Origin of the sequence: Nguyenibacter vanlangensis, from assembly GCF_013376155.1 — a bacterium.
In the GTDB taxonomy this organism is placed as follows: Bacteria; Pseudomonadota; Alphaproteobacteria; order Acetobacterales; family Acetobacteraceae; genus Gluconacetobacter; species Gluconacetobacter vanlangensis.
Genome location: NZ_JABXXP010000360.1, coordinates 1 through 2,997 on the forward strand (window position 1 = coordinate 1; position 2,997 = coordinate 2,997).

The window sequence follows — 2,997 nt, forward strand, 5'->3', positions numbered from 1 at the left end:
GGCCGGGCTGGTGGCGGGCCTGGCGCGACGGCAGATCGGCGGGCATACCGGCGACGTGCTGGGCGCCTGCGCAGTGATCGTGGAAGGAAGCGTGCTGAGCGTCCTGGCCCTGTAGGCCGCTTCACATCGCGCTGAGCGCGTCCGCCGGCCCTTGTTTCGCGCATGCGCGCCAACCAGATCCGTCGACGGGAGCGATACCCGCGCCCCAAGGATTGGTTTCCCGAAGTTCGTTCTGAGGGAAAGAATTTTCCGGAACCGGTTTCCGGACATCCGGACCCTGGTCATTTGGAGAGCATGTCATGTTCGGCAGACGCCTGGCCGGCCATCCCGATCACAGATTGTCGGACAATACCAAGCAGACATTGGGCGGCATCGTCGTCGTGGCGGTGATGATCGCCGCCATCGTCATCAGCATCCTGCTGTCGCCCACGATTCCGCTGGGGCATTAGCGTCCTGCCCGAGAAATTCTTACGAGAATTTCTCGGATCAGCAGGCCACTAAAATATTGATTCTAATGTCCTTTCGATTCCGGAATTCGCTTGCGAATTTCGGAATCAGGACATTGGAGCAGACCATGATGAGGGAGAGTTGCCCGATTAGGCGCCCCCCCGTCACGGCATGCATTGGGGTTCTGCGTCCGGAATTCATGAGCGGATTCCGGCGATCGGCGGATTGGTCGAAAATATTCTTCCGTTTTGTGCCCAGCCCTGTTTCTGGAATCCGAACGATTCCGGAAACAGGGTATTTCTGTGATGTCTGTGATGTACGCAACGCTACGGGGGCCGGACGGCGAATGCATGGAAGACGATGGCTGGGCGCGTGGCGTTTCTTGTTGTACCGTGCGGCAGATTTGTCGCGGGGTCGGGCACAAGGGCGATCGGGGCGTGAATTCCTATCTGTTTCTGGCCGGCGCCATCATCGCCGAAGTCATCGCAACATCATTACTGAAATTATCGGATGGTTTTTCCCGCCCGCTGCCCACGGCGCTGATGCTCGGCCTGTACGGCGTGGCGTTCTTCCTGCTGTCGCTGACCCTGCGCACCATGCCGACCGGCATCGTCTATGCCGTGTGGTCGGGCGCGGGTATCGTGCTGATTTCCGTCATCAACCGGATCTGGCTGAAACAATATCTGGACGGACCGGCGATCGTGGGGATGGTGCTGATCGTCCTGGGCGTGGCGATCATCAATCTGTTTTCCCGTACCGCCGGTCACTAGAGCATTTCCACTGAACACCGGTTCAGTGGAAATGCTCTAAGTCATTATTTTATAGAGCATCTTCACCCGTTCAAACGAGTCCGTTTGAACGGGATCTGCTCTAGAATCAATATTTTAGTGGCCTGCCCGGGCTGGACGTCATTGCGTCTTCACGTGATCGGGCGGTTCCACCCGATCACGATCCGCCCTGGACGGCGTTCGGCCGGCTATCGGGCGCCGCGCACCTGCAGTTGGGCGCGGGCTTCGCCGTTCGGGTGGGCCTCGGTGTGCAGGTTGACATAGACCCGGCCGGCCCGCAGCGCCGTCACCTGCTCCGGCGTCATGACCACCGCGCCGTGCAGCGGACTGGCATAAGGCCCCTTGATCGGCACCATGACCCCGGCATCCTGCCCCGGATCGGCCGGGCCGTGAAAATGCGCCGCCATGACCGGACCGCTCAGCCCGCTATATTTAATAGTGTAGGTGACGAGGTTGCGCTTCTCATCCAGCGTGCCGGTGAAACGGCCGGTCACCGCAGACGAGGCGCCGGCGGCCGGAACGAACGGCCCGGTGACCGGGACGGTACGGGCCTGGACCGGTGCCGCGGCCAGCGCCGGGACGGCCAGGACCATGCCGGCGATCAGGAAGGAACGGATCATCTGGAATTCTCCCGCGAGAAAAGGCCGCAAAGCGCGGCCGGTCACGACGCGCCGGCGGCGATTATCCGCGGCGGCACCAAACGCGAAGCCTTGCCGTCCGGCTGTCAGATGTCCAGGCCGGCCGGCCGATTCAACACCGACAAATCGGGGTCGATCCGCGTTTCGACGAGACGCGCGACCTGGATGCCACAGGCGACGAGCAGGCCGGACACAAGGCCGACCATTCCCAGTTGAATCCCCAGATGGACCATTGTCGTTCTCCTGATGGAAACTACGCAACAATGCCAGGAATGGCCGCCGCCTGTGCGCAAATCATGGCGAGAGCCGGTCTTTTCTGCAGCATGCGACGGTAGCCCCTAGGAGCCGCCATAGCCCATGCCGACGGAGCCGTACGGGCCGCGATGGACATGGTCGCCGGTACCGTCATGGGCGCAGCAACCACCCAGGACCAGCAGCGCTGCCAGCAGGATCGAACGTGGCCGGATCGGCCGGCCGCGTGAGAGAAACCTTTGTGCCATGCTGTTCCAAACCCGGGGTCCGGACATGAGGTCCGGACTTGGAGTCCGGACTGAAGCGCAACGTTGGATAGGGCAAATTGTTCCACGCCCCAAGACGGGATCCGGCCGCCATTGTCAAGCGGCCTTTTGCCGGCGCCCCATGGATGTGCGCGCCCCGACGCCTACATGTGTTTTGTCGCAGTTACGGATTTGGAGACGGCGCGTCCGCGATCCGTCCGTCCGGAAGATTTGCTGCGGGCGATTTGCCGAGGACCAACGCGCGCGGACGCGCGCAGGGAAGGATGCGTGTGATGTCCCGATTTATCGAAGACGACGACAAGCCGGCCCATGCCGGGGCGGGCAAGCATGAACTGGCGCGCCGCCTGGCCGAGGCCGCCCTGCGGGCGGAAGAGCATGGCGACCAGGCGCGGGCGGACGAATTGTTCGCAGAGGCCGAGCGGACCGACCCGCAGGCGGTCGAGAACGTGCTGATGGAATGGCCGGAACATCCGCGCACCCGACGGCGCAGGGTCCCTGGCTGAAGACCGGGGCTGAAGGAGACTGGCAGGCTGCTCAATCCCCGTCGCGGTCGGCGTCGCGACCGGCATCGCGCCCGAGTGGGGCGGGCGGCGGGTCGGTGATGTC

At 63.0% G+C, this 2,997-nt stretch carries 7 protein-coding genes; 4 read left to right on the forward strand and 3 right to left on the reverse strand.

The genetic code is table 11. From position 1 onward, the window contains the following. Positions 1-10 precede the first annotated feature (10 nt). From HUK84_RS13815 to HUK84_RS13825, 3 genes are all read left to right on the forward strand, one after another. Positions 11-115 (forward strand): hypothetical protein, encoded by a 105-nt coding sequence (locus HUK84_RS13815; protein ID WP_317135291.1) that lies wholly within the window; start codon positions 11-13, stop codon positions 113-115. Positions 116-299: 184 nt separating this feature from the next. Next, entirely contained in the window at positions 300-449 is a 150-nt protein-coding gene (locus tag HUK84_RS13820; protein ID WP_176640806.1) for a hypothetical protein, read from the forward strand. Between the two features lie 435 nt (positions 450-884). Continuing rightward, on the forward strand, positions 885-1,217 hold the full coding sequence (locus HUK84_RS13825) for a DMT family transporter (RefSeq protein WP_176640811.1): 333 nt from the start codon (positions 885-887) through the stop codon (positions 1,215-1,217). Between the two features lie 206 nt (positions 1,218-1,423). On the opposite strand, the gene HUK84_RS13830 is transcribed toward HUK84_RS13825, so the two are convergent. The 3 genes from HUK84_RS13830 to HUK84_RS13840 all read right to left on the reverse strand — a co-directional run bounded on the left by HUK84_RS13830 (position 1,424) and on the right by HUK84_RS13840 (position 2,373). Next, positions 1,424-1,855, reverse strand: a complete 432-nt coding sequence (locus tag HUK84_RS13830) for a CHRD domain-containing protein (protein ID WP_176640807.1) — start codon at positions 1,853-1,855, stop codon at positions 1,424-1,426. Positions 1,856-1,959: 104 nt separating this feature from the next. Then, positions 1,960-2,106: a hypothetical protein gene (locus HUK84_RS13835; protein ID WP_176640808.1), complete on the reverse strand. Its 147-nt coding sequence runs from the start codon at positions 2,104-2,106 to the stop codon at positions 1,960-1,962. 105 nt (positions 2,107-2,211) lie between these two features. Further along, positions 2,212-2,373, reverse strand: a complete 162-nt coding sequence (locus tag HUK84_RS13840) for a hypothetical protein (RefSeq protein ID WP_176640809.1) — start codon at positions 2,371-2,373, stop codon at positions 2,212-2,214. A gap of 290 nt (positions 2,374-2,663) precedes the next feature. Here HUK84_RS13840 and HUK84_RS13845 point away from each other — a divergent pair, with 290 nt between their 5' ends. After that, a complete protein-coding gene (locus HUK84_RS13845; RefSeq protein ID WP_176640810.1) occupies positions 2,664-2,894 on the forward strand; it encodes a hypothetical protein in 231 nt (76 codons plus the stop codon). Positions 2,895-2,997 lie beyond the last annotated feature (103 nt).

Coding starts and splice junctions, on each gene's coding strand:
- HUK84_RS13820 (WP_176640806.1), top strand. CDS start 300: ATGTTCGGCAGACGCCTGGCCGGCCATCCCGATCACAGATTGTCGGAC.
- HUK84_RS13830 (WP_176640807.1), bottom strand. CDS start 1,855: ATGATCCGTTCCTTCCTGATCGCCGGCATGGTCCTGGCCGTCCCGGCG.
- HUK84_RS13835 (WP_176640808.1), bottom strand. CDS start 2,106: ATGGTCCATCTGGGGATTCAACTGGGAATGGTCGGCCTTGTGTCCGGC.
- HUK84_RS13840 (WP_176640809.1), bottom strand. CDS start 2,373: ATGGCACAAAGGTTTCTCTCACGCGGCCGGCCGATCCGGCCACGTTCG.
- HUK84_RS13845 (WP_176640810.1), top strand. CDS start 2,664: ATGTCCCGATTTATCGAAGACGACGACAAGCCGGCCCATGCCGGGGCG.